This window comes from Klebsiella michiganensis, assembly GCF_015139575.1.
Lineage (GTDB): Bacteria > Pseudomonadota > Gammaproteobacteria > Enterobacterales > Enterobacteriaceae > Klebsiella > Klebsiella michiganensis.
Genome location: NZ_AP022547.1, coordinates 2,217,569 through 2,242,423 on the forward strand (window position 1 = coordinate 2,217,569; position 24,855 = coordinate 2,242,423).

A 24,855-nucleotide genomic window follows, 5' to 3' on the forward strand; every position below is an offset into this window, starting at 1 on the left:
TTTTCACAAACCGCAGATTCCATTGCAAAACCCCAGTCGCTTTTTTCGGGGCTTTTTTCTTATACCACAACAATAATTTCCTAAACATTTCTTTTACAAAAAATCGTCTGCTAACGTTTTAGTAGCTCACGGTCACCAGTACGGTATCGCTGTAGGTTCCCGCAGGCTGGTTGCTCTGGGTCGGGTTAATCTTGAGGGTGTAGTTCGCGGACTGCGCGGCGCCGGAGCCGGTTACGCTGAGATTGTTGCTTTCCGTCCAGGCGCTGCCGTTGGGCTGGTAAAACTGATACTGCAGCCAGGCGGTTGGTTGGTTCGCAATGGGCTGGCTCATCTGCCGCCAGTCGCCGACGCTGGCGTTAGTGCTGGTGAGGTTGACGGTGTAGGCCGCGTTTTTAGTGCAGCGGATGGCAAGCTGGCCGCTGTACTGGCTAAAACCGGACGGAAGGGCGGCAGAGGCAAATTCGACGTCCGGCGCGCTGTCGATATAGCAAACATTGGTCACCTTCACCGACACGTTGACCGTAGAGGTCAGGGTTCCGTTATTCGGAATACATATCTTAATGCCCAGCAGATCGAGCCCGACGTAGCAGAATCGGTACACCCAGGTGATGGTTAACACATCGGTATAGGTACCGGCGGGGACGTTGGCTCCCGGCGTGGTTCTGAAGTAGAGCGGCATGGTGCCATCGCTTGAGTTAAATAAACCCAGCAGTTCGAGCAGCGTTGTTCTGGACCAGCTAATCACGCCGCCGTCCTGATAGGCCGGCGAGCACGAGGCGTCAGAACAGACGCTATAAGGGATGGCATCGCCCGCGCCATTAAGCAGCCGCGGAACGCCGTTGCTCTTGTTGGCCGACGCCAGAGTGGCGCTTAACGTATTGGTTGAGTTCAGCGCCACCAGTTCCGGGGTGCAGTAAAACCCCGCGCCGGCCATCACGCCCTGAGGCGCGCTGTTGAGCGCAAAGGAATCGACCGGGCCGATCGCTGGCGCACTGGTTTTGATACTGCAGGCGGCCAGCGCGGTGCTGGCTTGCCCGAGCGCTAAGAGCATCGCGAATACGAGGATAATACTTTTCAACGTTATCTCCGTTGTTAAGAGGGGCAGCTGACTGGACCTATCCGCTGCGGAACCGGCGTTGAGGACGGAAGTTCGAACTGGACGCTGCATCGAAGCTCTCCGGCGTTTATTTTGACTTCGTTGTGGCGTCCAAGATGCGAGAACCAGACTACGCCGTCATAGCCCACCAGGCCGCGCTGCTTGCTGTTAACCTCCTCGACCGGCGTACCGACCGGCAGCGGTTGCCCCCTGGCATCGACGAAGACGAGGGTTGCCGAGCGCACGCGGTTCACCGGGAAATCGACCAGCGCTCCGCTGCCTTCGCGCACGGCGATGCGTTTCTCCACCGTCAGAGCTTCGGTGTCCGTTGGCAGCGGTAGCGTATCGAGGGTGACTTTCCCCGGATACCACGCCGTCGCCCACGGGATCAGCAGATGACCATTTTTATCGGTCACGCCGACTTTGCGATTTTCATAATTCACCGCAATATTCGGGTAGTTGCCGGTGGAGACGACGATAAAGGCGTCGTTAATTTGCCGGGCGAAAAACAGACTGTTATCCATCAGCACCACCGAGCCCGCGGCCTCAAACCAGCTGTGACGATCGTCGCGCGACCCGTAGTAGCCTCCGCTCAGCGTTGACACGCGGTTGATCCAGGTCAGATCCGCCTGACTATAGTTATCGCCGCCGATCGAATGGGCGAGGTTCCAGCCCAGCCCGCCTTCTGCCGGAGCAGAGCGGCTGACGCTGATATTTTCTCCCCATTGTCCGGCGCTGGCGCGCTGGCCGCTTAGCTGGACGGAGGTTTGCGAATCGAAAGGGATGATGACCTGCAGCATGCTGGCGTAGCTACCTTCCTGCAGATCGCGGTTGACGCTCAGGCTGAGGCTGCTGCTGAGCCACAGGCCGCGGCTCCAGGAGAGGTTCAGCAGCCGGGTGCGCGAATTATCCTCGGCTTTGATATCAAAGTAGCCAATGCTAAAAGAACCGAGGGTTCGTCCCCATGGACTCAGGCTCAGCGTGGCCTGGTCTGACTGACGGCTGAGCGTGGCGGTAGACCCATAGGTGCTGAGGTTGTCGTAGCCGGTGCTGCGGCGGATATGTTGATAGCTCACTCCCCAGCTACTGCCATAGTAAGAGTAACCCGAGGTGAACTGGTTTCCGTCTCCCTCGCCACGGCTGGCGCTGCCCGACAGGCTGAGGGTGCCCAGATTCCCCACGCCGATATCGCTGCCAATGCCGGCATTGGTTAACCCTTCGCGGTCTTCGGTATGCGTCGAAAGCGTGAGCCAGTTGTTGAATCCGTAGCGATAAATAGCGCTTACCGCGCCGGCGCCATAATCGGCACTCCTGATACCGTAGTTGTTGCGCAGGGCGCCGAGGGTGAAATCAAAATCGCTCAGTCCTTCCCGCAGCAGGGTATTGGAGACATAAAAAGGGATGCTGGTGGAGACCTGGCGACCCAGAGCGTCGGTGGTCACTACGGTGGCTTCGCCGGCGCCGCTGATCCAGGGAACGTTGGTCAGCGTATAGGGGCCGCCATTGATTTGCGCAGAGCTGCTCTTATAGCCGTTAATAAACAGATCGACGCTTGAAGGAACCGCCGCGCTGCCGGATAAGTTAAGCAGCGGATATGTCACCAGATCCGGGCGAACGCTGAAGTTGCGGCTCAGGCGTAGCCCCCCCATGCGCACGGAACTGCTCCACGTCAGGGCGTTACTGACCACGTCCCCGGCCTGGTAGCTAATCATTTGGTCGCTATCGCTGTACTTCCACAGGGTGTCGTAGCGCATATAGCCCTGCTGCTCGTAGCCCGTCGAAGACCAGTTTTGCCGAATCACGGCGTTATTGGAAAGGACGCCCGGCGGGCCGAAAAGGCGCGTTTCGGTGAAGGTGCTGGTGGTTTGCGAACCGCCGGATGAAAAGAGGCTGTAAGCGTCGTAGTTAAATAAAATTCCCGGGCTGCTTATCGCGGTCTGGCCAGGTTGTTCCGTAGTCCCCCCGATGTGCTGCTCGGGGAGCCATTTGTCCGGAACCTGGAGCTTGAGGATCTGACCCGGCTGGTCATATTCCACTTTCACCGAGGGTAGCGTCGTCACATCAACCAGCGCGTCGCCGGTCTGCAGGGGAATATGCGCTTGCTGCAACACGCTGGCCGCGATCCAGTAGTGGCCAGCGTTGACCTTTACCGGAACGGCGCCGGCAAGAATATTGCCGTTGACCGATACGCTGAGGTACAGCTCGTACTCCTGCTTTTCGCCGTAGGATGCCGCAGGCGCAGGCAGGGAATCATAGGTCGCGGCGCAGGCCGTTACCGACGCCATCGCCAGCAGCCCCCCGGACGCCGTCCTTTTCAGATCTCTCATTTTTAACGATTCGCCGGAATTTCCACCGCCTGACCGTTATCCGTTAATTTCGCGAACAGATGCATTCCTGACGGCACGGAAGCGTTTCCGGCGCTCGGGAAACAGCTCTTTTTCTGCGCCAGAACGTAGCCGAGAAGACCATTAGCCTGGGGAATGCGCCCCTTGCCGCTCGCGTTCGCCCAGTAAACCGCGCTGAGGCGCGCGTGCTGATTGCCTCTGTTTTCGATGCACAGCGTCTGGCGGTTATTTTGCTGCGAGAGCGACCAGCGCAGCGTGGCCCTTACCGGTTCGACTGAACCCGCGTTCTTTAGCGGCGTGACGCCCTGCCCATAGGTAAACAGCGGCAGGACATAGCGCATGCGCATTTTCAGCCCGGCGGCGTTCTGTTCCGTCTGCGCCGCGGGTTGCGCGGCAGGGATCTCATCGATAACAATGCGATAGGACTGCTCTTTGCCGTTTGCGATGGGGGCGACGCGCATGAGCCGCACCAGCTGGCGCTGCCCCGGCGCTACCGTGGTAAAAGGCGGACTGGCGACAACATCCCGCTGATCGGCGTAGACGTCCGCTGATGCTTTTTGATCCCAGGCAAACACGCGCAGCTGCAAATTAACCGGCGCGCTGCCGCGATTCTCCAGCCACAGTTCAGACCCTGTTTCATGGCTTTCGATCGTTTGAAATATCGGCCATACCAGAACGGAGCTGGCGGCCAGCACGGATGAGGGAAGCAATAAAGCGAATATAAACGGCGCAAATCTACAGCGAATCATAGTTAACCTGTGAATTATCTAATAGGTCAGCGTGACGGTGACCGTGTCGGTATAGGAGCCCACCGCCGGGAAGCCATTCGTGGCAAAAAGGCGGCCATAAACCGTGTAGGTTTGCGTGGTGCTCGGAAAGGATGCGACGCTCAGGGCCAGCGTACTGCTGCCCCAAACGTTAGCGCGGTTGGCGTCCTGATAAAGCTGGTACGCCAGCGTGCTGCTGTTGCCGTTCGACATGTAGCGCTGAGTGGCTGAGCCGCCGTTGACGCCATAGTCGAGGGCGATTGAAATAGCGGTGCCGGGCGTGCAGGTCACGATGATGGAACCTGCGCCGGCGGTACTCGCGACATCCACGTTGCTGTAAAGCGATGACAGGGTGCCAAAATTCAGCGTGCCGAAGTCCGTCGTTTGGGAGCCGTCCCCGGCGCCCAGCGCGCAGCCTGCGGTTATCTGCGCGGAGACTTTGAACGTCTTTTGGGCAACGGCGGCATGGGCGCCCGAGGTAAAAAGCAGAAGTAATGTAAGCCACTCTGGTCGAAGCATGACGCCCATTTTCCTTATGCGGTTACCAGGCTAAGGTCGCGGTGACAATGTCGTCATACACATCGGCTGTCGGCGCGTTGACGCTCTGGTCTTCGGGGCGAATGCGGGCAAAAACAGGAATCGCCTGTGGATTCCCTGTGCCAACGATAGGTATCGTGCCGCCAGGCAGGATTTCGTTATTGCGGGCGGCATCCGAATAGAGCCGATAGGCAATCTGCTGGGTGCCACCGGCGTTTTTCATATAGCGCAGCGCAGCATCGCCAGACTGGCCGCCGTCAAGCGTCAGGGTCGAGGCAAGATCCTCGGTGCAGGTCACGGTTAGGGCGCTTCCGCCGCCGCTGCCGGTGATCTCCGCATCAATGGAGTTGGCTAAATCGCCATAGGAGCCGAAATTAATGTTGCCCCAGCGGTTGTTTTCGCCATTGCGGACATTCGATACGCTGCATCCGCTGCCGAGCGTCACCTGGACGCCAATCTGGCCGCTTAAGGTTCCCGCTGCAGAAGCCGGTTGAAGAATAACTATGGCGCTCAGTAAGCCGCTCAGGAGACTGCGCGAGATCGTTGTGACGTTCATAGAGAACCTCTTAGTGGAAAGCCGCTGAAGAAAAACAACAATGTAGCGATAGACGTTGGTCACCGATTAAGTGCCGCGGTTTTATTGGTTAACGTATAACTACTCCTGCAAGATATGTGTAATTTTGTATTTATGGCTGGTTATGTGTTTTTTATTGGATTTTTATTCTGCATTTATGCCTTTTATATGGATGCAAACTCTTTTTGTTAATTAATTGTTGGTGTTATGTTTTTTTAATTGTGTTTTGAAGGGGCGTGAAAATAGGGCGATTTTTTCTTAAATCACAATCTGGCGCAAAGTTTGCAACAAAAAATCTGGACAAAAAGGCGGGTATAGACACTGGAGGCGCCGTTGAGCAAGGGCGAGGAGAAAACACCTGCACAAAATCAGGCCCATAGTGCAGGTGAACTTTACGGGCCAACATCGGAAGTGACCCAGTATACACATTTGTATGACAAATGAAATAATAGATAAGAGACGGTTTTTCACTTTTTTGGCGGTTATTCTTCTGATCGCGCTATGGGTTATTGTCAGGGAGGCGAAGGGGGCGAACGACGGCGTGAAAATAATGGGCAACGATTTATTCTGGCGCCACAAAAGAGGGGTACAGCCATGTTTCCAGAAAGCTCACCAGAAACCATATTTGTCCGCTAAAAATAAACCACAGAGCAGCGGTCAAAATAATCAACAGGATAGCCAGCAGGAGTAATTCTGTTTTGCTCATAACTTCACTAGCCGTCCGCAAGGAGTACAACGAAGTTATGATAGTAACTAAAGCGCCGTTGAAGATGCAAACGCCGTTGTGCTAAACGGCGTTGGCGAAGCGGCGGGAGAGCTAATCCATAAGTATCGCCATCTGAGCGGCCATATCATCCAGCAGCTGGAAGCGGCGACGATATTCGGCGCGTTTCTTACTGGCGATGCTCTCAAGCGTCTTTCTTTCCAGCTGCAGCGGCAGGCGCCAGCGCCAGGCGCCGTCGGCGACCCCATCGATAGAGTGCCAGAACTCGTTATAGCTGGCGTGAAAATGGCGCCCTTTACTCAGCCGATAGCGCAGCGCGCGGAAGACGTGGCCGCTGTCGCTGACCCCGTAAATGTGATGAATGTTGCAACGCGCCGCCATTAACCAGATAAATTCCATCAGCAGGCGTTTCGGGAACAGGCCGTAGCAGGCGCGGGTCGCCCGTTTAATCACTTCGTGCGGAACGGTGCTGCGTGGCCCCTGCAGGCCGCCGATAGTCAACTGCCATTGCTCCTGCTGGCGGGTGACGCTAAAGGTCGAGCTGGCAAGCACAATCTCATCGCTATCGCGCAGCCACAGCGTCGTTTCGCCCTCGCGTTCGGCTTTGCCCGCCGAGGACGCGGAGAGCGTAAACCGGCTGTCGTCTTTGCCTGTCAGCTCAAGCAGCGGCACATCTTTCGCGGCGGTCATGGCCCCGGCGAGGCGCGAGGCGCCAAGGGAATCAACGAACTGATAGTGGCTGATAATGGCCTGAGCGCGCTGGCTGGCGTTTAACCCGCGGGTTAAATACTGGCGATGGACTTTGCCCGGCAGCGTCACCTGAGCGGCGAGCAGCTGATTGAAATCCGCACGCGCCGACAGGCTCTCCAGCATGCTGCGCGTTGGCGCATAAAATAATGCCGTGCGCAGTAAAAACTTAAGCCGGTAATGACGTTGTTGCCAGATGGGGGCGGGGGTGATCCGGCCCATCACCAGATCGGCAATGAGATTTGGGCGTCGCTCAACTACGCTGGCTGAATGCAGGCTGTTATCCGTCACGATGAATACCTCGGTGTTATTTAGCCTCTATTCTATGGATATATCGTGGGGAGCTTAATGCCCGGCCGGACTATATTTGGCTTTCGTTTAAAATCGATTGAGGTGCCAATTTACGGGCGGTGAAGCCGCAGGGTTTTCCTATAATTATGCGAGGAGGACGAAATATGTATCAGCGTATTTACGGTTGCGACTGGCGTAATATCTGGCTGGTGGGCGACCTGCACGGCTGTTTCGCACGCCTGATGGCGGCCCTTCGTGAGCGCAAGTTTGACCCTTACCAGGATCTGCTTCTTTCGGTGGGCGATCTGATCGATCGTGGGCCACAAAGCGCGGAGTGTCTGGATTTACTGCGCTATCGCTGGGTTTACGCGGTGCGTGGAAACCATGAACAGATGGCGCTGGAGGCGCTTGCCGACGGCGATATGAGGCTCTGGGAGATGAACGGAGGCGACTGGTATACGCAGCGTGCGGCGAGCCAAAAGCAACGCCTTACGGCGCTTATTGCCCGCTGCCGCCGACTGCCGCTGATTATTGAACTCCACAGCGGTGAGCAGGTGCACGTGATTGCCCACGCTGATTACCCCGCCGCGGTTTATCGCTGGCAGCGCGTTGTTGATGAGCACCAGGTGCTGTGGCGTCGGCAGCGTCTTACCGACCACCTCGCCGGGCGTCACGGCGCGATTGCCGGCGCTGACCATTTCTGGTTCGGCCATACGCCGCTGAAACGACGCTACGACAGCGATAACCAGCACTATATCGATACGGGGGCCGTGTTTGGTGGAGAGCTAACCCTGGTGGCGCTACAGCTGGCAGGCTAAAAATCGCTGTATTCTCGGGCGGGAAGCCAGAAACTATCGATAAAATCTTCTACCGGAAAGCAGCCGCCGTGGCGTATCCGCTGATCGTCCATGGCCGTTGTGCACTGCCGCTCGTTATCGTAAACATCGACAACGATATCTTCACAGCCGCCGTCCAGGTAACAAATAAACAGCACTAAGGCAAACATCCGAGCCTCATATCCTGAAAAACATAGCGTTAAGTGTAGGAGATGACGGAGAAGCGGGGAAATAAATAACCCGTCTCAGGCGACGGGTTCAATTGAGTCAGGCGAGGCGCATGACCCAGGCATCGGACTGGCGATCGTAGTGCTTACGGTAGAGGACGGAATGTTCACCATCAAGTATGGCGGGTACGCTGGTATCCGCGTCCCATGCATCAAGCTGCATGCATAAATCCGGATCGGATTTGCAGGGGATGCTTAACGTTCGCTCTCCCTGCTGTTCGCCGTGCAGTTCGGCGTCGTCTATCTCAAACGCGCCGATACGTACGTTAGTTTTGGCCATAAATTCACCCCGTTTGTCTGCTGAGTTGTGGTACGACCAGTTAAGGCCGCCATTTTTCAGCGTAGACAAACGGGCGTAAAGCGCCAGTGAAAAAATGCTGTTTTTCGACGCGCCATCACGCTTTTTTGCTAAAAAGCTTACCGTCACGCACCAGTTCGCGGGGATAGCTATTTTTTAAACGCGACCCGACTTTTTTCGCCAGCCCGATCGGCGCGCCCTGATAGGTGACAATCGCATCATCCTTCTGCGGGAGCGTTTCAGGATAGATATCGCGACCGCGATACCACTCTTCCGCTTCGGCCTCCGTCAGCGCCAGGGGAGCGGCCGGCGCGGCAAGCGCAATCACCGCTTCGTGCTGCCAGCGGTAGCCTTTGTTATGGGTTTCGGCGAGCCGAATGCCGATGCGGGAAAAGCGCACTTTGCCGAATAACGCTTCGAGCGCCTGTGGGAATAACCAGATTTCTTTATCGCGCTGCCAGAGCGTATGGTCGGCGGTCCACTGCAAACCGACGGCGGCGGCGGCGGCAATTACGGCGGCGGATTCGCGGGTTTTAAGCGGCGTGAAGGGGAATTTCCCCACTTTATAACCCGGCGCCGGGAGCGGGTCGATGGCCGCGGTTTTACGTAAACGGGCGACGAAGAACCCTTCGCAGTCAAAAATCTGCGGGAAGACGTGCAGGAAGCCCTCCTCGGTGAGGGCTTCGCTGGCCTGCGGGAACAGTGAGCCGAGCGGCACGACTTCTACCGCCTGCGGATAGCGCGCCAGCAGCCCGTTGACCACCTCTTCGTTTTCTTGCCGGTTCAGGGTACAGGTGGAGTAAACCAGCGTCCCGCCGGGGCGAAGGGCGTGAAACGCGCTGTCAATCAGCTCGCGCTGGGTCACCGCAATTTCCGCGTTGCTTTCCGGCGACCAGTTTTTCAGCGCATCGGGATCTTTACGTACTACCCCTTCGCCGGAGCAGGGGGCGTCGAGCAGGATCGCGTCAAAGCATTCCGGCAGCGCGGCGCCGAATACCCGACCATCGAAATGGGTCAGCGCCACGTTGCTGATTCCACAGCGGCTGATGTTGGCGTGCAGGACTTTAACCCGGCTGGCGGAATATTCATTGGCCAGAATGCCGCCTTCATTACCCATGCGGGCGGCGATTTGCGTGGTTTTAGAACCCGGCGCGGCGGCGACGTCCATCACCCGCTTCGGCATCTGGCCGTCGGCAAACAGCGCGGCGACCGGCAGCATGGAGCTGGCTTCCTGAATGTAAAACAGCCCGCTAAGGTGCTCGGCCGTGCTGCCCAGCGGCAGGTCGTCTTCATCTTCACGCTCGATCCAGAAACCCTCTTCGCACCACGGAACCGGCGTGAGCTGCCAGCGGTAGGGGGCGACCAGCTGCAAAAAATCAGCCACCGTGATTTTCAGCGTATTGACGCGAATGCTTCGCCGCAGCGGGCGCTGGCAGGCGGCGATAAAGTCGTCAAAAGAGAGATGCGTCGGCATTGCCGCACGCATTTGAGCGAGGAATTCTTCAGGAAGATAGACAGCGTTTTGAGCCACGGGGAGCGCACCACAACGAAAAAAGGGGGCGTAGTTTACCATAAAGGCTCCGGCGGCGGACACCGGAGCCTGTTATGCTTAGCGCGGCAGGGCGGTGCCCCATTCGCGCCACTCTTTCGGTTCGCTCTCCAGCAGCAGGAAGTGTTTGCCATCCTGCGCTTTCGGCGCCAGCGGCGTACCCGGAGGCGTCGCAAACGCGATGCCGCCGCGAATGAACTGATTAAAGGTACCGGTTTTCACCACCCCGCCAATCAGGCCAAAGTCGAGGCTATAGCCGGAAGCCAGCCAGAATACCGAGTTGTTGCGCACCAGATACTGATAACGCTTGCTGATACGCAGCTGTACCATCACGCGATCCGACATCGAACCGAGCATCAGACCGGTCACCGTGCCGACTTCGAGCCCGCGGAATAGCACCGGCGTGCCGATACCCAGCGAACCCGCTTCCGGTACTTCGACGATAATGCTCAGGCCGTCGATATAACGTGAATCGCTGATCGTGGTTTCCTGAATTTCGAAATCACGGCGCGGCGCACCGCGTCCCGGCTCGACGTTGATATAGGCCTGGAAAAGGGTATCCAGATGTTCAACGCCCGCCGCGGATATCTGCGGCGTAATCACCGAGAAACGCGTCCCGGCGCGGGCAAAGGTATTGACGTATTCCGGGTAGAGAACCGCTTTCGCCTGCACTTCGTTTTTCGCGGTAATTAAATTCAGCGACTGGATCTGGCCAATATCAATCCCCAGGTAGCGAATTGGCATCCCTTCGGCGATTTTACCGGCGTCGAAGGCGTGCAGGGTTATCTGCCCACCCACCGCGCGGGCGGCGGTTTCTGACGCATACAGCACGCGTTTGTTATCGATCCGCGCGCTGGCGCTGGCGCCGCTGAGGTTATCAAAGCTAATCGCGCCCTTCAGCGCGCGGGAGAGCGGGGATGCCTGTACCGTCAGGCCGCTGCCGTTAAGCTGCACTTTCGCGCCGCCCTCGGCCCAGAACACGCTGTTGCTGGTCAGCAGATGGCGATATTCCGGCTTGATATGGATATTGATCTCAAAGGCGTTCTTGCGCGGCTGCACGGTGATGATTTCCCCGACCGCAAATTTACGGTACAGCACCACGGAGCCTGCCTGCACGTCCGGCAGCGTCTCGGCTGAGAGCGTAAGCGTGGTGGTCGGCAGATCGCTCATACTGTTTTCCAGCGCCTTTTCCTGGTTCGCGTACAGCGGATAGCGGCTTTGCATCGCCCCTTTGTCGCCCGGGATAACGCGGATCCCGCCGCTGACCCATTCGCTGGCGCTGGCCCCGAGGAACTCCACGCCATCGATGCCGACTTTAACGTCGATGCGGCTGTTGACCACGAATTTGCTATCGCCGCGTACCAGAGAACGGTACTCCGGCATCACCGCCACCTGGAACGTGACGCCATCGGCGTTCAGCTTGCGTTCCAGAACCTGGCCAATCTGCACGCCGTGCAGAATCAGCGGCTGCCCGGCGTCGATGCCGTAGCTTTCCGGCGCGGTGAGCGTGACGGTCGCGACATCCGGTTCTTCCAGAATGGATTTATCGGCAGGCAGCACCGCAAACTGGTTGCGGGGTTCACCCTCGCCGGGGACCAGCTCGAAGGTGGTGCCGGTCAGCAGGGCGCTGACGCTGGGGTTATCCAGCGAGATTTTTGGCTTCTTCATCTGAATCAGCGTCTTCTCGCGCAGCAGGCTGACGACGCTCGGGTCGACGGTCATTTCGCCGGTCACTTTCCCGTCGCCGTTGAGATTCAGCTTACTGAGCTGGCCGACCTCCAGGCCCTGGTACATCAGCGGCGTAGAGCCCGCTTTTAAGCCTGCGCCATCCGGGAGATCCAGTTTAACCACCACGCCGCGCTGGCTGTGCGCCAGGTCTTCGTATAAGTGATAGTCCGTGTTTTGCTGAGCCTGTGGAGAATCATCCGGGGAATCAAAGGCGATAGCGCCGTTCACCAGCGCCGAGAGGCTGTCCAGCTGGACTTTCGCTCCGCTCAGGCTGACGTCCGCCTTCACGCCGGATACGTTCCAGAAACGGCTCTCTTTTTTCACCAGGTTAGTGAAACGCCGCTCGATCAGCACATCAATGGTGACGCCCTGATTGTTCGGATTAATGGCGTAGTCATATACCCGGCCGACCGGAATCTTACGGAAGTAGACCAGCGAGCCGCTGGTTAACGAACCCAAATCCGCTGACTTGAGATGAATCATCAGCTCGCCGTTATTGATGTGGTACTTCGGCTGGGTATCGAGGGCGACAAAGTGATCCTCGGGCTCGCCCTGGCCGGGCATCATGCCGATATAGTTACCGCCCACCAGCGCATCCAGGCCGGACACGCCAGCAAGCGAGGCTTTCGGCGTCACCAGCCAGAACTGCGTCTCCTTGCGCAGCGCATCTTTCATATCGCCCTTGACGCTGGCGGAAACCTCAATTTTGCTCAGATCTTTACTCAGCGAGATGTTCTCCACCGTACCGACTTCTACCCCCTGATAGCGGATAGGCGTGCGGCCAGGAACGATACCGTTAGCGGACTGGAAGTCGATAACGATCGTCGTACCGCGATCCTGGTAGCTGGTCCATATCAGCCAGCCGGCAATCAGCAGCGCGATGACCGGCAGCAGCCAAAATGGCGAGATACGGCGTTTAGTTTTAATTTTGGCTTCAGTCGGCGAAGCGGGCGTTTCCTGACTCATGTGCGTCCCAAAGTAAGCGGCTGTCCAGCCATTCAACAGCAAGGATAGTTAATATTACCGCGGCGCCAAAATAGACCGCGGCGGGCCCCATCGTAAACGCGAGGAGCTGATCGCGGTTGATCAGCGACATGGTTAATGCGATGACAAAAAGATCCAACATAGACCAGCGGCCGATCCAGGTAATCAGCCGCAGTAGCAGGATGCGGGTACGTAATCCCTGTTCACACTTGAATTGTATGCTGACCAGCAGCGTAAACAATACAATTACTTTGGTGAATGGGACCAGAATACTGGCGATGAACACGACGCCGGCGATAGCGACGTTGCTGCTGGCCAGCGACATGATGCCGGAAAGGATGGTGTCATCCTGACGCGCGCCGTTGACGTAGATAATCGAGATCGGCAGCAGGTTGGCAGGCAGCAGGAAAACCATTGACGCAATCAGCGCAGCCCAGCTCTTTTGCAGGCTCTGGCGGCGTCTGTGGCGCAGGGGAGTGTGGCAGCGACGGCAGCGGCCGCGCGAATCGCGATGGCCGGTATAATGGCAGCCGAGGCAAACCTGCAGGTTTTCATCCGGCCGCAGCGCCGGGCGCTGGGGGTAAAAACGCTCCCAGAGCTCCTCAACGTTCATATGGATAAGCGTCAGGATACTGAGCAGGGTGAGGGAGATATAGGCGATAAGCCCGATGCCCGGCTGCAGGAAGGCGTAATCCTGCACCTTAATGGAGGCGACGCCGATGCCGACCAGGTAAATATCCAGCATCACCCACTCTTTGAGCCGCTCCAGCATCAGCAGTATCGGGCGCAGATTCATGCCCAGCACGTTGCCCAGCCACAGATAGGCGATTGAGACCACCAGCAGCACCGGCGCCACGACCGCGCAAAATAGCACCATCGCCGCCGTGAGCGGATCGCCCTGGCCGGTCATTTGCCAGATGCCCTGAAGGACGTTAGCGTCGATACGCACGCCCAGCAGATGCAAACGCAGCAGCGGTTCGCTCCAGGCAAAAGGCATCAGCAGCAGCATCGCGATTGCCATGCTGCCCAGCCGGGTAAGCGACCAGTCGCGGCCATCGCGCACTTTGGCGTTGCAGCGGGGACACCAGGCGCTTTGATTCTTTTTTAGGACCGGTAAACGAAACAGCAGGTCGCACTGCGGACAGCGCTGATAGTGAGCGTGCTCAACGGGGGCGCTGACCGAGTAGACGACCATTTTTTTTGCTGGCGTAATCCTGGGTGTTTTTAGTGGCATTTATAGCTTACAGAAATGAGTGTATCTCTCTATCTTAACTCAGGAATGAATTCATCTTGAGCATGAATGCATTTAAAGCTTATTTTATTAGGCTGTAAGTGTAAGGTAGTAAGACAACTAAGCGACCAAATAATGAACAAATCAGAATTCTACGCGGATTTGAACCGCGATTTTCAGGCGTTAATGGCAGGCGAAACCAGTTTTCTGGCGATGATTTCAAATACCAGCGCGCTGCTGTTCGAGCGGCTGACCGACGTGAACTGGGCCGGTTTCTATCTTCTGGAAGGTGACACGCTGGTGCTTGGCCCGTTCCAGGGCAAGCTGGCCTGCGTGCGGATTCCGGTCGGACGCGGCGTATGCGGGACTGCCGTCGCGCAGAATCGCGTGCAGCGGGTAGAGGATGTTCACGCGTTTGATGGGCACATCGCCTGTGACGCCGCCAGTAATTCGGAAATTGTCTTCCCGTTACGGGTGAACAATCAAACTATCGGCGTCCTGGATATCGATAGCACGGCGCATTCCCGCTTCACCGCTGAAGATGAGCAGGGACTGGCAGAACTGGTCGCGCATCTGGAAAAACTCATTTCTGCGACTGATTATCAAAAAATATTCACCCGCGTCGCAGGATAATCAACGGATAACGTAGCATTTACCGATGACGTCATTATAATGACGCCTGTTCATGCCTGCGGCTTGTTGGCTACGTCCGTTGTAATCAGGAAATTTCATGGAAAATCAACCTAAGTTGAATAGCAGTAAAGAAGTCATTGCGTTTCTGGCCGAACGTTTCCCTCAGTGTTTTAGCGCTGAAGGCGAAGCTCGCCCCCTGAAAGTCGGTATTTTTCAGGATCTCGTTGAGCGCGTTGGCGGAGAGATGAATCTCAGCAAAACCCAACTTCGCGCTGCTTTGCGTCTTTATACTTCGAGCTGGCGCTACCTGTACGGCGTTAAGCCTGGCGCAGTCCGCGTTGACCTTGATGGCAACCCGTGCGGCGAACTGGAAGAGCAGCACGTCGCTCATGCCCGTCAGCAGCTTGAAGAAGCAAAAGCCCGCGTCCAGGCGCAGCGCGAAGCGCAGCAGGCCAAAAAACGCGAAGCCGCTGCCGCAGCAGGCCAGCCGGAAGAGGGGGCACGTCGCGAGCGTAAACCGCGTCCTCAGCCTCAGGCGCGTCGTAAAGACGGCGCTGAGCAGCGTAAACCTCGCCCGGCAGCAGCAGCCAAAGCGCCGCGCGAAGAGCGTCATACCCCTGTATCAGATGTGTCTGTATTGACCGTTGGCCAGGCACTGAAGGTGAAAGCAGGCAATAATGCAATGGACGCCACCGTCCTGGAAATCACCAAAGATGGCGTTCGTGTACAGCTGACTTCTGGTATGTCAATGATTGTACGCGCAGAACACCTGGTGTTCTGAAACGGAGGCCGGGCCAGGCATGAACAAATTCTTTAAGCTCACCGCGTTGGCGGGCCTGCTGGTAATCGCAGGCCAGTCGTTCGCCGTGGACGATATCACCCGGATCGATCAAATCCCCGTGCTGAAAGAAGAGCCGCAGCACGCGACGGTGAGCGAGCGCGTCACATCGCGCTTTACCCGCTCTCACTACCGGCAGTTCGATCTTGATAATGCCTTTTCGGCAAAAATTTTCGATCGCTACCTGAACCTGCTCGACTACAGCCATAACGTGCTGTTAGCCAGCGACGTGGCCCAGTTTGCCGCGAAAAAGAATCAAATCGGCGATGAGCTGCGCAGCGGGAAGCTGGACGTTTTTTACGACCTGTATAACCTGGCGCAGAAGCGTCGATTTGAGCGTTATCAATATGCATTGAAAGTGCTGGAACGTCCGATGGACTTTACCGGCAATGACAACTTCAACCTTGACCGCAGCAAGTCTCCTTGGCCGAAAGATGAGGCCGAGCTGAATGCGCTGTGGGATGCCAAGGTGAAGTTTGATCAGCTCAGCCTCAAGCTGGCTGGCAAAGATGATAAAGAGATTCGCGAGACCCTAACCCGTCGCTACAAGTTTGCCATTCGCCGTCTGGCGCAAACCAATAGCGAAGACGTTTTCTCGCTGGCGATGACCGCCTTTGCGCGTGAAATCGACCCGCATACGAACTATCTCTCTCCGCGCAATACCGAACAGTTCAACACCGAAATGAGCCTGTCTCTCGAAGGTATCGGCGCGGTACTGCAGATGGATGACGACTACACGGTGATCAACTCACTGGTGGCCGGTGGTCCTGCGGCGAAGAGTAAATCCATCAGCGTGGGCGACCGTATCGTTGGCGTTGGCCAGCCGGGTAAAGGCATGGTTGATGTCATCGGCTGGCGTCTTGATGATGTCGTGGCGCTGATCAAAGGTCCCAAGGGCAGCAAGGTTCGTCTGGAAATTCTCCCGGCGGGTAAAGGCGCGAAAACGCGGATTGTGACCCTTACGCGCGAACGCATTCGTCTTGAAGACCGCGCGGTTAAGATGTCAGTCAAAACCGTCGGCAAAGAGAAGGTTGGCGTGCTGGATATTCCGGGTTTCTATGTTGGCCTGACGGACGACGTCAAGGTTCAGCTGCAGAAACTGGAGAAACAGAACGTTAGCAGCATCGTTATCGATCTGCGCAGCAACGGCGGCGGGGCGCTGACCGAAGCGGTTTCGCTTTCTGGCCTGTTTATTCCATCCGGCCCGGTTGTCCAGGTTCGCGATAATAACGGTAAGGTGCGTGAAGACAGCGATACCGACGGCGTGGTGTACTACAAAGGCCCGCTGGTGGTGCTGGTCGACCGTTTCAGCGCCTCGGCTTCTGAAATTTTCGCCGCCGCGATGCAGGATTATGGCCGCGCACTGATCGTCGGTGAGCCGACCTTTGGCAAGGGGACCGTCCAGCAGTATCGTTCGCTGAACCGCATTTACGATCAGATGCTGCGCCCTGACTGGCCGGCGCTGGGGTCCGTACAGTACACCATCCAGAAATTCTACCGTATTAACGGCGGGAGTACTCAGCGCAAGGGTGTGACGCCGGACATCATGATGCCGACCGGAACCGAAGAGCGTGAAACCGGCGAGCAGTATGAAGATAACGCGCTGCCGTGGGATAGCGTCAATGCGGCAACCTTCGTGAAGTATGGTGACCTGACGCCGTTCGGACCCGAGCTGCTGAAGCGCCACGATGCGCGTATCGCCAAGGATCCTGAGTTCCAGTACATCATGAAGGACATTGCTCGCTATAACGCGATTAAAGACAAACGCAACATCGTCTCCCTGAATTACGCGCAGCGTGAAAAGGAGAATGAAGAAGATGATGCAATTCGTCTGGCCCGCGTTAACGATCGCCTGAAACGCGAAGGCAAGCCGCTACTGAAAAAACTGGAAGATCTGCCGAAGGATTACCAGGAGCCTGACCCGTATCTTGATGAAACGGTTCATATTGCGCTCGACCTGGCCCATGAGGAAAAGGATCGGCCAGCGGTCGAGCCTCCGGCCAGTAAATAATCCCCCAACGGGCACACTAAGTTGTGCCCGTTTTCTTTCTCGCCTTTCCCAACGTTCATTGCCTGATTTCAACAAAATGTCAACGCTTTTGCCCAGCGTCAGCAATATGCTACAAAATGTAAAGTTGTGTCTTTCTCGTGACTTAGCGGGGCCTGATGGTTGAAAATTGGCGTTCTACCCATACCATGTGGGTAATCGCATAGTGCGTTTTGTTAAATCGAGGTTAAAAGAAAATTATGATGCGAATCGCGCTTTTCCTGCTGACCAACCTGGCAGTGATGGTGGTGTTCGGGCTGGTGCTGAGCCTGACGGGAATTCAGTCAAGCAGCATGACCGGGCTGCTGATCATGGCCCTGTTGTTTGGTTTCGGCGGCTCAATCGTTTCGCTGCTGATGTCGAAATGGATGGCGCTGAAATCGGTGGGTGGGGAAGTCATTGAGCAGCCGCGTAACGAAACCGAGCGCTGGCTGATGAATACCGTCGCGCAGCAGGCGCGCCAGGCGGGTATCGCTATGCCGCAGGTCGCTATCTACCATGCGCCGGATATTAACGCCTTCGCGACCGGCGCGCGCCGCGATGCGTCGCTGGTGGCGGTCAGTACCGGGCTGCTGCAGAACATGAGCCGTGATGAAGCGGAAGCGGTTATCGCCCATGAGATTAGCCACATCGCCAACGGTGATATGGTCACCATGACGCTGATCCAGGGGGTAGTGAACACCTTCGTTATCTTTATCTCGCGCGTTATCGCGCAGATTGCGGCGGGCTTCCTCGGCGGCAACCGCGATGAAGGTGAAAGCAGCAACGGCAACCCGCTGATCTACTTTGCGGTCGCCACGGTGCTGGAGCTGGTATTTGGTATTCTGGCCAGCATCATCACCATGTGGTTCTCCCGCTACCGCGAGTTCCATGCGGACGCCGGTTCAGCGAAGCTGGTAGGGCGTGAGAAAATGATCGCCGCGCTGCAGCGGCTGAAAACCAGCTATGAGCCGCAGGAGGCCAGCAGCATGATGGCGTTCTGCATTAACGGCAAAGCGAAATCCATGAGCGAGCTGTTTATGACTCACCCGCCGCTGGATAAACGTATTGAAGCCCTGCGCAGCGGCGAATACCTGAAATAACCGTCGCGCCTGGCCCTGAAAACAAAAATCCGCAACCTTCGGGCTGCGGATTTTTTTATGCCGGTTTTTGCGTTACAGCCTGACGCGCGGCTGCGTGACGCGTAGCCCGCTGACCGCGGCCGCGACGACGGCAAACGTTCCGGCCAGCAAAAGGGCGGTGTGGGTTCCGCTATTGCCCAGCAGGTTAAACAGCAGCGCCACCAGCGCGGCGCCAGTGCTCTGTCCAAGCAGGCGCGCGGTCCCCAGCATGCCGCTTGCGCCGCCGCTGCGATGAGCCGGCGCTGACGAGACGATGGTGTGATTGTTGGGGGACTGGAACAGGCCAAAGCCCGCGCCGCAGAGCGCCATTCGCCAGATAATATCCAGGTCCGACGGCGCGGAGGGCAGTAAAGCCAGGCCGAACAGGCCGCAGGCCATGATGATTAGACCCATCGCGCCCAGCAGCCCGGCGTGAACTTTCTCAATCAAATATCCCGCCAGCGGCGCCATGACCATAGTGGCCAGGGGCCACGGCGTCAGGAGCAGACCGGTTTCCACCTCGCTACGCCCCATCATTGACTGCAGGAAGAACGGCAGCGAAACCATCGCCAGCATCTGGGCGCAAAAAGAGCATATCGACGTACAAATTGACAGAGAGAATAGCGGAATGCGCAGCAGGTCAACCGGCAGCAGGGGGACCGGCATTTTGAGCTGGCGGCGGACAAAAAAGAACCCGACGACCAGCATGGCCATAACCTCCGCCGCAACCAGCGCGCCTGACTGACCCTGAGCGAACCCGCCGAGGGCGGTAATCAGTAAGCCAAAAGTGAGGGCATTCATGATGGCGCTCGGCAGGTCGAAGCGGGTGACCTTGCTGCGGCCGGTGTTAGCAGGCAGATAGCGCATCGCGAGAAGCAGTGAAATAATCCCCAGCGGAACGTTAATCAGAAACAGCCATTGCCATGAAGCCATTGAGAGAATCGCGGCGGCGATGGTCGGCCCCGCTGCGGAGGAGACGGCCACCACGAAAGAGTTGATCCCCATCCCGCGGCCGAGAAAGCGCTGAGGATAAATCAGGCGAATCAGCGCGGTGTTAACGCTCATCAGCGCCGCGCCGCCGAGCCCCTGCGCCACGCGCGCCAGGGTCAGCATTTCGAGGCTTCTGGAGAGCGCGCAGGCCAGTGAGGTAAAGGTAAAAAGCACCAGGCCGATTTTATAAATACGCCGGTAGCCGACCATATCGCCGAGGAAAGAGAGCGGCAGCAGCGCGATAACGATAGCGATTTGGTAGGCATTAACTATCCAGATTGAAGAGGCCGGGGATGCGTTTAAATCGCTGGCGATGGTCGGCAGGGCGACGTTGGCGATAGCGCCGTCCAGCACCGCCATCGCCAGGCCTAATACAATGGTCAGAATGGCGCCGTAACGCTGCGGTAAAGGCAGCCCATCGGAGATGTTTTTATCCATGTGAAGTCTGTATCTTATCGGGAACTATTAACTGGTTAATAATTTTAGCATTGATTATTCAGCGGCATGTCGCAGATTTGTAACGAATCGGCAGAAGAACGATTGCGGGTAACGGGATGCGAATTTATAATAAAAACCGGTTCTAATTTTTATAAAACAGTTGCGATGAGGTGATAAATGGCAGTTGCAGATTTGGATAAACAGCCAGATTCTGTCTCTTCGGTATTGAAGGTTTTTGGCATTCTGCAGGCGCTTGGCGAAGAGCGTGAAATTGGCATTACCGAACTGTCCCAGCGCGTCATGATGTCAAAAAGCACCGTTTATCGCTTTTTGCAGACCATGAAATCGCTGGGATACGTAGCTCAGGAAGGTGAGTCCGAGAAATATTCTCTGACCCTGAAACTCTTCGAACTTGGCGCGCGGGCTTTGCAGAACGTTGATTTGGTGCGCAGCGCTGATATTCAGATGCGCGAGCTTTCACGCCTGACAAAAGAGACCGTCCACCTGGGCGCCCTGGATGAAGACAGTATTGTTTACATCCACAAAATCGACTCAATGTACAATTTGCGCATGTATTCGCGCATCGGGCGTCGTAACCCGCTGTACAGCACCGCGATCGGTAAAGTGCTGCTGGCCTGGCGCGATCGTGCCGAGGTTGAGCAGATTCTGGAAGGGGTGGAGTACAAACGCAGCACCGACCGAACTATCACCAGCACCGAAGAGCTGCTGGCGGTTCTCGATAAGGTCCGCGAGCAGGGGTATGGCGAAGATAACGAAGAGCAGGAAGAGGGGCTGCGCTGCATCGGGGTTCCGGTTTTCGACCGCTTCGGCGTGGTTATCGCGGGCCTGAGTATCTCTTTCCCGACGCTGCGTTTCTCGGAAGAGCGCCTGAACGAGTACGTGGCGATGCTGCACACGGCGGCGCGTAAAATTTCAGAACAGATGGGCTACAACGATTATCCGTTCTGACCTTGTGCGTAAATCGGGCTACAGCGTCTGTAGCCCGATCGTGACTAGCCGTTATCAACAACCGTGGCGCTTTTTCGCAGGATAGGGCAATCGGTAATGCCGATAATACCGCTGCTGGAATGAACATATTGTGCGGTACTGATGCCGCGAGCCGTGAGATATTTACACTGCAATCCCAGCCCCCCGGCATTCTCACTGCTGCCCATTAATACGCCGTAGCCGCTTAATAATACGCCAATCCACAAGATAGCCAGCACCACAATGGTACGAATGATCAATCGCATTGTTGCCTCATTATTTGTATTATCCTTGCGTCCATTCTGGCATGAACATCGTTTGAAACAAGTCTATGATTCCTAAACTTGCCTTTCGTATTACAGTTAGCCGCGGTTTAAGAAGGTCATGTTATCCTGGCGACATCTGGTACTGATGCGGAGTGTGGAGTGAAAAAATTACGCTGGGTTTTGCTGATAGTCATCATCGCAGGTTGTTTACTGCTATGGACTCAGATGCTTAACGTAATGTGCGATCAGGATGTACAGTTCTTCAGCGGCATCTGCACTATCAATAAATTTATTCCCTGGTAAGACATTTTTAATATGACTGATTTTCTTCTGCCGCGCGGGTGGTAGAATAAACGCCTTCTCTTTGAGGTGGTGAAATGAGTGAGTTACTAAATCCTGGGATTGTAAGCCTGGCATCCGTGGCGCTTTCAGTTGTGCTGTTGCTTGTCGGCCTGTTGTTATGGTTTTTTGTTAATCGCGCCAGCTCGCGCGCTAATGAGCAGATAGCGCTGCTGCAGGCGCTGCTGGATCAGCAAAAGCGGCAAAACGCGCTGCTGCGCCGTCTCTGCGAGGCCAATGAGCCAGAGAAGGAGAGTGCCGCAGAACCTTCCATCGCCGAGAAGGGGAAAGGCGACGACGACTTCATTCGTCTGGTCGCAGAGCGCTAATCTGATTGTCAGGTGTACATCGTGACGGTGTGCGCCTGTATCTCCCCCGGTGTATAACGTATCCTTATCGATAAATTCTCTTCCGAACGTAAACCTGCCCACCGGCAAGCGGAGGCGGCGCGTTTATGCTCTCTTTAATTAGTTTGTTTAATTCATCAAATAAAAGAACAGGAAAGACCTGACTGTCATCAGGCGTTCATTATTGCGATGAAGTATAGACAATATTTTAAGTACTTCAATTAACGCGCTTCGATATTATGCCATGGGCCTGTAAAGCAATTTTTCAACTATCGATATGAGCTTTTAAATGCATCTTTATGCAATGCTTTCTGACTCCCCCTAAAATTGGCAGCTTGGCTCTACGCGGGGCCCGGCAAGCTGAAGTCATTGAGCAATGGCGGATAAACTCCCAGGCAGGGGGCCGTCTCAGCGGCGCCAGCGCGGAGGGAGAAGGATAAGCCAGAGGAAGCAAAGTCGCATAAATGTGCAGGTGATCAAATGATTCCCTTATAATTTGTGCGAGCGATCGAGAGCCGTCTAAAAATGGCTTGCCATTATTTACGTAGTATGTGATAACACGTTTCGGGTTAAACGAGGTACAGTTCTGTTTATGTGTGGCATTTTCAGTAAAGAAGTCCTGAGTAAACACGTTGTCGTTGAATACCGCTTCTCTGCCGAACCTTATATTAGTGCCTCATGCAGTCATGTGTCAGTTTTATCTATGTAAGTGCCCCACGGGCGAAGAAAACAGTCTAAGGAATTTTGCAAATGGCAAAGATTAAAGGTCAAGTTAAGTGGTTCAACGAGTCTAAAGGTTTTGGCTTCATTACTCCGGCTGATGGCAGCAAAGATGTGTTCGTGCACTTCTCCGCTATCCAGGGTAACGGCTTCAAAACTCTGGCTGAAGGCCAGAACGTTGAGTTCGAAATTCAGGACGGCCAGAAAGGTCCAGCTGCAGTTAACGTAACTGCTATCTGATTTAGACCACTGAATCTTGTAAGAAAGCCTCGCAGCCGCGGGGCTTTTTAGTCTTTATTGCAAATCATGTCATTTTTCCTCCCTCTGTTGCGCTTTGTTGCAAAACAACATCCTTATTAGCACTGTTTAGCAACCTGTTTTGTATATATCTGTTAAATCAGGTGGTTGCAAAATAATGATGGAGCTAAGGTGCAAAAGAACAAACTTAAGTCAGCCGCCAACTTTACCCCTCTGCGGTTTGGGTTGTTATGCGTGGCCATTCTTTGCTGTATGGGTCTGCTGCTGGCCCGGGTAGGCTGGCTGCAAATTGTCTCTCCCGACAATTTGGTTAAACAAGAAGATATGCGCTCCTTGCGCGAAGAGCCTATCGACGTGCAGCGCGGCATGATTAGCGATCGCGAGGGCCGCCCGCTGGCGGTTAGCGTGCCGGTGAGCGCCATCTGGATCGATCCGCAAACAACTCTCGCAAAAGGCGGCGTCGGATATGGCCCGCGCTGGCAGGCGATGGCGCAAGCTTTACACCTCAACCTTAGCGAGCTTGCCCATCGCGTGGAGGCGCATCCTCATGCGCGTTTTCTCTATCTGGCGCGCCAGATAAACCCGGAGCAGGCGGAGTGGATCGACAAGCTGCACCTGCCGGGGATTAATCTGCGCGATGAGTCGCGTCGTTTTTATCCCGCGGGGCACGTTGCGGCTAATCTGCTGGGCTTTACCAATATCGATAATCAAGGAATCGAGGGGGTAGAGAAAAGCTTTAATGCCCAGCTAACCGGTCAGCCCGGGCGTCGCCTGGTGCGCAAAGACCGGCACGGCAACGTCATCGAAAATATCACCGAAGTCCCGGCGGTCCCGGCCCACAATTTGCAGCTCAGTATCGATGAGCGTCTGCAAACGGTGACCGAGGACGCGCTGGATAACGCCGTGCGCTGGAACAAAGCGGAATCAGGGGCGGCGGTATTAATTAAAATTGATACCGGGGAAATCCTGTCGATGGCCAGCTACCCCGATTTCAACCCTAACAATCGCGATGACGCGAAGCTGGATGATTTCCGCAATCGCGCGATTAGCGATACTTTCGAGCCGGGGTCGACGGTTAAGCCGCTGGTGCTGATGACCGCGCTCCAGCAGGGCATTGTTCAGCCGGATAGCGTGGTGGATACCCATCCGTTTACCCTCGACGGTCATCGTATTCGCGACGTCGGTTACTACCCTGAGCTGTCCCTCACCGGCATTCTGCAAAAATCCAGCGATACCGGCGTTTCACATTTGTCGCTGGCCATGCCGATTCAACATCTTATCGATACCTATAAAGCGTTCGGTTTCGGCGACTCTACCGGTCTGGGATTAACCGGTGAAAGCGCCGGGCTGATGCCGCAGCGTCGCTACTGGGGACAGCTGGACCGGGCGACATTCGCCTTCGGCTACGGCCTGATGGTTACGCCGCTCCAGCTGGCGCACGTTTACGCAACTATTGGCAGCTACGGTATTGAGCGTCCGCTATCGATCACGCGTATCGATCCGCCGGTCATGGGCACCCGAGTGATGCCGGAGCAGATTGTGCATGAAGTCGAACATATGATGGAGAGCGTTGCCTTGCCGGGCGGCGGGGGCACAAAAGCGGCGGTGCGCGACTATCGGGTGGCGGTAAAAACCGGTACCGCCAAGAAAATTGGCCCTGACGGGAAATATATCGACAAATACGTGGCCTACACCGCAGGGGTGGCGCCCGCCAGTAACCCAAAATTTGCGCTGGTAGTGGTGATGAACGACCCCAGCAACGGTTCGTATTACGGTGGAGCAGTGTCGGCGCCGGTATTCAGCCAGATCATGGGCGATGTACTGCGCCTGGAAAACGTGATGCCAGATGGGATGCCGCAGGGTTCTGAAAACCTGATCGTCATGCATCATGACGGCGTGCTGCCGCCTGCGCTGTAACGGTGGCCTGGAGGGGCGAATAGCGCTACACTTTCGCCCTT

24 protein-coding genes and 1 pseudogene are annotated in these 24,855 nt (G+C 56.1%); 11 read left to right on the forward strand and 14 right to left on the reverse strand.

Annotation, left to right across the window (positions count from 1 at the left end; translation table 11 throughout):
• Window positions 1–118: 118 nt before the first annotated feature.
• The 7 genes from JLG71_RS10510 to JLG71_RS10540 form a co-directional block, all read right to left on the reverse strand.
• Entirely contained in the window at window positions 119–1,078 is a 960-nt protein-coding gene (locus JLG71_RS10510) for a Csu type fimbrial protein (protein ID WP_088168007.1), read from the reverse strand.
• Between the two features lie 14 nt (window positions 1,079–1,092).
• Window positions 1,093–3,423: a fimbria/pilus outer membrane usher protein gene (locus tag JLG71_RS10515; protein ID WP_200914192.1), complete on the reverse strand. Its 2,331-nt coding sequence runs from the start codon at window positions 3,421–3,423 to the stop codon at window positions 1,093–1,095.
• Window positions 3,424–3,425: 2 nt separating this feature from the next.
• On the reverse strand, window positions 3,426–4,190 hold the full coding sequence (locus JLG71_RS10520; RefSeq protein ID WP_049102470.1) for a fimbrial biogenesis chaperone: 765 nt from the start codon (window positions 4,188–4,190) through the stop codon (window positions 3,426–3,428).
• An 18-nt stretch (window positions 4,191–4,208) separates the two neighbouring features.
• On the reverse strand, window positions 4,209–4,727 hold the full coding sequence (locus tag JLG71_RS10525) for a Csu type fimbrial protein (protein ID WP_004852079.1): 519 nt from the start codon (window positions 4,725–4,727) through the stop codon (window positions 4,209–4,211).
• A gap of 22 nt (window positions 4,728–4,749) precedes the next feature.
• The gene (locus JLG71_RS10530; RefSeq protein WP_200914194.1) at window positions 4,750–5,301 is read right to left on the reverse strand and encodes a Csu type fimbrial protein; all 552 of its coding nucleotides are present in this window, start codon (window positions 5,299–5,301) and stop codon (window positions 4,750–4,752) included.
• A gap of 580 nt (window positions 5,302–5,881) precedes the next feature.
• Entirely contained in the window at window positions 5,882–6,025 is a 144-nt protein-coding gene (locus JLG71_RS10535; RefSeq protein ID WP_009651986.1) for an Ecr family regulatory small membrane protein, read from the reverse strand.
• A 111-nt stretch (window positions 6,026–6,136) separates the two neighbouring features.
• On the reverse strand, window positions 6,137–7,081 hold the full coding sequence (locus JLG71_RS10540) for a VirK/YbjX family protein (protein WP_200914196.1): 945 nt from the start codon (window positions 7,079–7,081) through the stop codon (window positions 6,137–6,139).
• A 164-nt stretch (window positions 7,082–7,245) separates the two neighbouring features.
• On the opposite strand from JLG71_RS10540, the gene pphA reads away from it, so the two are divergent.
• The gene (gene pphA, locus JLG71_RS10545) at window positions 7,246–7,899 is read left to right on the forward strand and encodes a protein-serine/threonine phosphatase (protein ID WP_025106137.1); all 654 of its coding nucleotides are present in this window, start codon (window positions 7,246–7,248) and stop codon (window positions 7,897–7,899) included.
• On the opposite strand, the gene JLG71_RS10550 is transcribed toward pphA, so the two are convergent.
• The 5 genes from JLG71_RS10550 to yebS form a co-directional block, all read right to left on the reverse strand.
• A complete protein-coding gene (locus JLG71_RS10550; protein ID WP_004122014.1) occupies window positions 7,896–8,087 on the reverse strand; it encodes a YdfD/YebW family protein in 192 nt (63 codons plus the stop codon). The two genes, pphA and JLG71_RS10550, sit on opposite strands and share 4 nt — an antisense overlap.
• Before the next feature lie 97 nt (window positions 8,088–8,184).
• A complete protein-coding gene (locus JLG71_RS10555) occupies window positions 8,185–8,424 on the reverse strand; it encodes a YebV family protein (RefSeq protein ID WP_004852069.1) in 240 nt (79 codons plus the stop codon).
• 115 nt (window positions 8,425–8,539) lie between these two features.
• Window positions 8,540–9,973: a 16S rRNA (cytosine(1407)-C(5))-methyltransferase RsmF gene (gene rsmF / locus JLG71_RS10560; protein ID WP_042934115.1), complete on the reverse strand. Its 1,434-nt coding sequence runs from the start codon at window positions 9,971–9,973 to the stop codon at window positions 8,540–8,542.
• 78 nt (window positions 9,974–10,051) lie between these two features.
• Complete coding sequence (locus tag JLG71_RS10565; RefSeq protein ID WP_025106139.1) at window positions 10,052–12,685, reverse strand: PqiB family protein; 2,634 nt, start codon at window positions 12,683–12,685, stop codon at window positions 10,052–10,054.
• Complete coding sequence (gene yebS / locus JLG71_RS10570; RefSeq protein ID WP_025106140.1) at window positions 12,654–13,937, reverse strand: membrane integrity lipid transport subunit YebS; 1,284 nt, start codon at window positions 13,935–13,937, stop codon at window positions 12,654–12,656. The genes JLG71_RS10565 and yebS overlap by 32 nt, the downstream gene beginning before the upstream one ends.
• Before the next feature lie 132 nt (window positions 13,938–14,069).
• Between yebS and JLG71_RS10575 the strand changes: the two genes are divergently transcribed.
• From JLG71_RS10575 to htpX, 4 genes are all read left to right on the forward strand, one after another.
• On the forward strand, window positions 14,070–14,567 hold the full coding sequence (locus tag JLG71_RS10575; RefSeq protein ID WP_014229825.1) for a GAF domain-containing protein: 498 nt from the start codon (window positions 14,070–14,072) through the stop codon (window positions 14,565–14,567).
• A 97-nt stretch (window positions 14,568–14,664) separates the two neighbouring features.
• Window positions 14,665–15,348, forward strand: a complete 684-nt coding sequence (proQ, locus tag JLG71_RS10580; protein ID WP_004852059.1) for an RNA chaperone ProQ — start codon at window positions 14,665–14,667, stop codon at window positions 15,346–15,348.
• A gap of 19 nt (window positions 15,349–15,367) precedes the next feature.
• Window positions 15,368–17,416 (forward strand): carboxy terminal-processing peptidase, encoded by a 2,049-nt coding sequence (gene prc, locus JLG71_RS10585; RefSeq protein WP_200914198.1) that lies wholly within the window; start codon window positions 15,368–15,370, stop codon window positions 17,414–17,416.
• A 236-nt stretch (window positions 17,417–17,652) separates the two neighbouring features.
• Complete coding sequence (gene htpX, locus JLG71_RS10590) at window positions 17,653–18,534, forward strand: protease HtpX (RefSeq protein WP_014229823.1); 882 nt, start codon at window positions 17,653–17,655, stop codon at window positions 18,532–18,534.
• Window positions 18,535–18,606: 72 nt separating this feature from the next.
• On the opposite strand, the gene JLG71_RS10595 is transcribed toward htpX, so the two are convergent.
• The gene (locus JLG71_RS10595) at window positions 18,607–19,980 is read right to left on the reverse strand and encodes an MFS transporter (protein ID WP_048261011.1); all 1,374 of its coding nucleotides are present in this window, start codon (window positions 19,978–19,980) and stop codon (window positions 18,607–18,609) included.
• Window positions 19,981–20,157: 177 nt separating this feature from the next.
• Between JLG71_RS10595 and kdgR the strand changes: the two genes are divergently transcribed.
• A complete protein-coding gene (kdgR, locus tag JLG71_RS10600) occupies window positions 20,158–20,949 on the forward strand; it encodes a DNA-binding transcriptional regulator KdgR (protein WP_004103314.1) in 792 nt (263 codons plus the stop codon).
• Between the two features lie 44 nt (window positions 20,950–20,993).
• Here the strand turns inward: kdgR and JLG71_RS10605 are convergent, their stop codons facing one another.
• A complete protein-coding gene (locus JLG71_RS10605) occupies window positions 20,994–21,233 on the reverse strand; it encodes a YobH family protein (protein ID WP_004122000.1) in 240 nt (79 codons plus the stop codon).
• A 159-nt stretch (window positions 21,234–21,392) separates the two neighbouring features.
• Between JLG71_RS10605 and mgrB the strand changes: the two genes are divergently transcribed.
• From mgrB to ftsI, 5 genes and pseudogenes are all read left to right on the forward strand, one after another.
• Window positions 21,393–21,536: a PhoP/PhoQ regulator MgrB gene (gene mgrB, locus JLG71_RS10610; protein WP_002911375.1), complete on the forward strand. Its 144-nt coding sequence runs from the start codon at window positions 21,393–21,395 to the stop codon at window positions 21,534–21,536.
• Window positions 21,537–21,610: 74 nt separating this feature from the next.
• Window positions 21,611–21,901 (forward strand): YebO family protein, encoded by a 291-nt coding sequence (locus JLG71_RS10615; protein ID WP_004103312.1) that lies wholly within the window; start codon window positions 21,611–21,613, stop codon window positions 21,899–21,901.
• A 610-nt stretch (window positions 21,902–22,511) separates the two neighbouring features.
• Window positions 22,512–22,657: pseudogene (locus JLG71_RS10620) on the forward strand (DUF2627 domain-containing protein).
• A gap of 12 nt (window positions 22,658–22,669) precedes the next feature.
• On the forward strand, window positions 22,670–22,879 hold the full coding sequence (cspE, locus tag JLG71_RS10625) for a transcription antiterminator/RNA stability regulator CspE (RefSeq protein ID WP_001062678.1): 210 nt from the start codon (window positions 22,670–22,672) through the stop codon (window positions 22,877–22,879).
• A 189-nt stretch (window positions 22,880–23,068) separates the two neighbouring features.
• On the forward strand, window positions 23,069–24,814 hold the full coding sequence (ftsI, locus tag JLG71_RS10630) for a peptidoglycan glycosyltransferase FtsI (RefSeq protein ID WP_116279948.1): 1,746 nt from the start codon (window positions 23,069–23,071) through the stop codon (window positions 24,812–24,814).
• The last annotated feature ends 41 nt before the right edge of the window (window positions 24,815–24,855 follow it).

Excerpts from the sequence above, each read along its gene's own strand:
- cspE (WP_001062678.1), top strand. The coding sequence starts at position 22,670 with ATGGCAAAGATTAAAGGTCAAGTTAAGTGGTTCAACGAGTCTAAAGGT.
- JLG71_RS10535 (WP_009651986.1), bottom strand. The coding sequence starts at position 6,025 with ATGAGCAAAACAGAATTACTCCTGCTGGCTATCCTGTTGATTATTTTG.
- JLG71_RS10555 (WP_004852069.1), bottom strand. The coding sequence starts at position 8,424 with ATGGCCAAAACTAACGTACGTATCGGCGCGTTTGAGATAGACGACGCC.
- JLG71_RS10520 (WP_049102470.1), bottom strand. The coding sequence starts at position 4,190 with ATGATTCGCTGTAGATTTGCGCCGTTTATATTCGCTTTATTGCTTCCC.
- JLG71_RS10550 (WP_004122014.1), bottom strand. The coding sequence starts at position 8,087 with ATGTTTGCCTTAGTGCTGTTTATTTGTTACCTGGACGGCGGCTGTGAA.
- JLG71_RS10515 (WP_200914192.1), bottom strand. The coding sequence starts at position 3,423 with ATGAGAGATCTGAAAAGGACGGCGTCCGGGGGGCTGCTGGCGATGGCG.
- proQ (WP_004852059.1), top strand. The coding sequence starts at position 14,665 with ATGGAAAATCAACCTAAGTTGAATAGCAGTAAAGAAGTCATTGCGTTT.
- JLG71_RS10525 (WP_004852079.1), bottom strand. The coding sequence starts at position 4,727 with ATGCTTCGACCAGAGTGGCTTACATTACTTCTGCTTTTTACCTCGGGC.
- htpX (WP_014229823.1), top strand. The coding sequence starts at position 17,653 with ATGATGCGAATCGCGCTTTTCCTGCTGACCAACCTGGCAGTGATGGTG.
- JLG71_RS10565 (WP_025106139.1), bottom strand. The coding sequence starts at position 12,685 with ATGAGTCAGGAAACGCCCGCTTCGCCGACTGAAGCCAAAATTAAAACT.
- JLG71_RS10615 (WP_004103312.1), top strand. The coding sequence starts at position 21,611 with ATGAGTGAGTTACTAAATCCTGGGATTGTAAGCCTGGCATCCGTGGCG.
- yebS (WP_025106140.1), bottom strand. The coding sequence starts at position 13,937 with ATGCCACTAAAAACACCCAGGATTACGCCAGCAAAAAAAATGGTCGTC.
- JLG71_RS10595 (WP_048261011.1), bottom strand. The coding sequence starts at position 19,980 with ATGGATAAAAACATCTCCGATGGGCTGCCTTTACCGCAGCGTTACGGC.
- JLG71_RS10530 (WP_200914194.1), bottom strand. The coding sequence starts at position 5,301 with ATGAACGTCACAACGATCTCGCGCAGTCTCCTGAGCGGCTTACTGAGC.
- pphA (WP_025106137.1), top strand. The coding sequence starts at position 7,246 with ATGTATCAGCGTATTTACGGTTGCGACTGGCGTAATATCTGGCTGGTG.
- JLG71_RS10575 (WP_014229825.1), top strand. The coding sequence starts at position 14,070 with ATGAACAAATCAGAATTCTACGCGGATTTGAACCGCGATTTTCAGGCG.
- kdgR (WP_004103314.1), top strand. The coding sequence starts at position 20,158 with ATGGCAGTTGCAGATTTGGATAAACAGCCAGATTCTGTCTCTTCGGTA.
- prc (WP_200914198.1), top strand. The coding sequence starts at position 15,368 with ATGAACAAATTCTTTAAGCTCACCGCGTTGGCGGGCCTGCTGGTAATC.
- JLG71_RS10605 (WP_004122000.1), bottom strand. The coding sequence starts at position 21,233 with ATGCGATTGATCATTCGTACCATTGTGGTGCTGGCTATCTTGTGGATT.